Source organism: Desulfosarcina sp., assembly GCF_041551955.1.
Taxonomy (GTDB): Bacteria; Desulfobacterota; Desulfobacteria; order Desulfobacterales; family Desulfosarcinaceae; genus Desulfosarcina.
Genome location: NZ_JBFELV010000552.1, coordinates 1 through 2912, shown reverse-complemented (window position 1 = coordinate 2912; position 2912 = coordinate 1). Strand labels below are relative to the sequence as shown.

At 57.0% G+C, this 2912-nt stretch carries 4 protein-coding genes; all 4 read left to right on the top strand.

Going from position 1 to position 2912, the window contains the following annotated elements:
* Positions 1-18 precede the first annotated feature (18 nt).
* Positions 19-1188 carry a sulfate respiration complex protein HmcC gene (gene hmcC / locus ABYV26_RS23985; RefSeq protein WP_372683874.1) on the top strand — a complete coding sequence of 390 codons (1170 nt, stop codon included), beginning with the start codon at positions 19-21 and terminating at the stop codon, positions 1186-1188.
* Positions 1189-1212: 24 nt separating this feature from the next.
* Positions 1213-1341, top strand: coding sequence for a sulfate respiration complex protein HmcD (gene hmcD / locus ABYV26_RS23980; protein ID WP_372683873.1), 129 nt, complete (start codon positions 1213-1215; stop codon positions 1339-1341).
* Between the two features lie 140 nt (positions 1342-1481).
* Entirely contained in the window at positions 1482-2159 is a 678-nt protein-coding gene (gene hmcE / locus ABYV26_RS23975; RefSeq protein WP_372683872.1) for a sulfate respiration complex protein HmcE, read from the top strand.
* 26 nt (positions 2160-2185) lie between these two features.
* Positions 2186-2912, top strand: a 727-nt coding sequence (locus ABYV26_RS23970) for a 4Fe-4S dicluster domain-containing protein (RefSeq protein ID WP_372683871.1), incomplete at its 3' end; no start/stop codon positions are given.

The window sequence follows — 2912 nt, the reverse complement described above, 5'->3', positions numbered from 1 at the left end:
TTTCAGGAGGAATCCTTTATGTCTGAGAATACAGCCACCATGGGCAAACCGATTTTCTCACCGTTCAATATCGTGGCCGGTGCCATTTTGCTGGTGGGGGGGATCCTGACCATCCTGCGCTTCACCCAGGGGCTGGATGCGGTCACCAACCTGTCCGACTACAACCCGTGGGGCATATGGATCGGCTTTGACCTGCTGGTGGGCGTCGCCCTGGCCGCCGGCGGATTCGTGACCTCGGCCGCCGTATATATCTTTGGCATGAAGCGCTATCACGCCGCCGTTCGCCCGGCCATCCTCACCGGCTTTCTGGGCTACGCCCTGGTGGTTCTGGCCCTGCACTACGACGTGGGCCGCCCCTGGCGACTGCCCTATCCGTTCATCATGCAGCGCGGCACCACTTCCCTGCTTTTCGAGGTGGCCGCCTGTGTGGCCCTGTACCTGACCGTCCTCTTCATCGAATTTTCACCGGCAGCCCTGGAGTGGCTGGGTCTCAAACGCGCCCGCAACATCGTTGTCAAACTGACCCTGCTGCTGACCATCTTCGGTGTGGTGCTGTCCACCTTGCACCAGTCCTCCCTGGGGGCCCTGTTCCTCATCGCACCTTCCAAGCTTCACCCGCTGTGGTACACGCCTTACCTGCCGATTTACTTTTTCGTCACCGCAGTGATCGCCGGGCTCTCCATGGTGATCTTCGAAAGTACGCTGTCCCACCGTTTTTTCTCACACAAGATGGATGCGGCCCACCTGGCGGAAAAAGACACCGTGCCCCTGGGCTTCGGCAAGGCGGCCGCGTTCGTGCTGGCCGGCTACTTTATCATCAAGGTCATTGGCATCAGCGCCGGCAACAATTGGCATTACCTGGCGACCGGATACGGTGCCTGGTACCTGGTGGAACTGCTGGGTTTCGTGGCGCTGCCGGCCTTTCTCTATGCGGTGGGGGTGCGGGACAAAAACGTCACCTTGATCCGCTGGACAGCCGCCTGGACCGTGCTGGGAATCGTCGTCAACCGGTTCAACATCTGCCTGGTGGCCTTTAACTGGCACCTGCCCGCCAGCGAACGCTATTTCCCGCACTGGATGGAGATCGGCATCAGCGTCTTCATCGTCACCCTGGGCATCGTGATCTACCGGTTCATCGTCACGCGCATGCCCGTGCTCTACGAACACCCGGACTACGACGCCCATTAACCGTAAAAGGAAAAGCAACCGCCCATGGAAACCATCAATACGCTTCAGGAGTTCATGCTCCACACCAAGAACATCACCTATGTGCTTATGGTCGTCGCCTTGCTTGGGATCACGGGGTTCTGGCTGTTTCTCACTGAACGGGACGATGACTAAAAAATTAGAATTAGGGGATTAAGGAATGGGGGAATTGAGGAATTGAAGGCATACGCCCATTTAATATTTTGTTCGTGTTGTCTGTCAATTCCTGAATCCCTAAATTCGCAATTCCTCAATTTCCATAAAAGGAGCACCCCATGTATGAATTTGTAACCGGCCCCCTTGCCTGGCTCTCCTTCGGCATCTTTTTTTTCGGCCTGCTCTATCGCCTGGTGTGGTACATACGGGGCCTGAACTGGCAGATGGACCGCGTCACCTATTCGCAGAACGTGGCCTACGGGATTAGAGGCGCCCTGCGCTCCATCTTCTTCTGGCTGGTGCCCTTCGGCACCCACGGCTGGCGGTTTTACCCCGGGTTCACCATCCTGGTGTTCGTCTTTCACATCTGCCTGCTGGTCACCCCCGTGTTCCTCATGGGCCATAACGTGCTCCTGCTTGAGCGTTTCGGCTTTAGCCTGCCGACACTTCCCGAAGGCCTGGCCGACGGGATGACCCTGGCCGTAATCGTGGCGGCGGTGTTCATCATTCTGCGGCGCATCGCCCTGCCGGAGGTGCGCATTTTGACCAAACCTTACGATTTTCTGGTGCTGGCCATCGCCGTGGCACCTTTTTTAACCGGGTTTCTCGCCTATCATCAAGTGGGCAGCTATGATTTCTGGATCGTGGCCCACGTGCTGTGCGGCGAAATCATGCTGGTGGCCATCCCCTTTACCAAGCTGTCCCACTTTCTGCTATTTTTTCTCTCCCGGGCACAGCTTGGAATGGATTTCGGAATCAAACGCGGCGGCATGAAAAACAAAGGAATGGCCTGGTAAGGCCTTTGTAGGAATTAGGTGATAAAATGCCCGAAGGAATACTTTGCAACAAACAGGTTGTCGATACCAAAGAAAAGCTCACTGCGCTGCTGGCGGACAAAAGCGGCAAACAGTACTACGCCGAGATGAAGCTGCTCGATGTGGACAGCAAGGCCCTGTGGGCCACGCTGGAAAAAACCTGCCGTTCCCGGCTGCGCACCTGGCTGGAGATCTGTGCCCACTGCGGGATGTGCGCCGACAGCTGTTTTTTCTACCTGGCCAACGACAAGGACCCCAAACAGGTGCCGTCCTACAAGATCCAGTCCACCCTGGGTGAAATGATCAAGCGCCAGGGAAAGGTGGACAACGATTTCATGCACATGGTCATGGACACGGCCTGGTCCAAGTGCTCCTGCTGCAACCGCTGCGCCACCTATTGCCCCTTCGGCATCGACATGGGGGTGATGTTCGGTTACGTTCGGGGGTTGTGCTTCGCCCAGGGATTCGTGCCCTGGGAACTGAAGATCGGCTCGGGCATGCACCGCATATACAATGCCCAGATGGACATCACCACCGAGGATTGGGTGGACACCTGCGAGTGGATGGCCGAAGAGTACGAGGAGGACTGGCCGGGACTGGAAATCCCCATCGATAAGGAGAATGCAGATATTATATATACGGTCAACGCCCGCGAGCCCAAGCACTATCCGGAGGACCTGGCCGAGGCGGCGATTCTTTTTCACCTGGCCGGCGAAAACTGGACCGTTCCCAGCC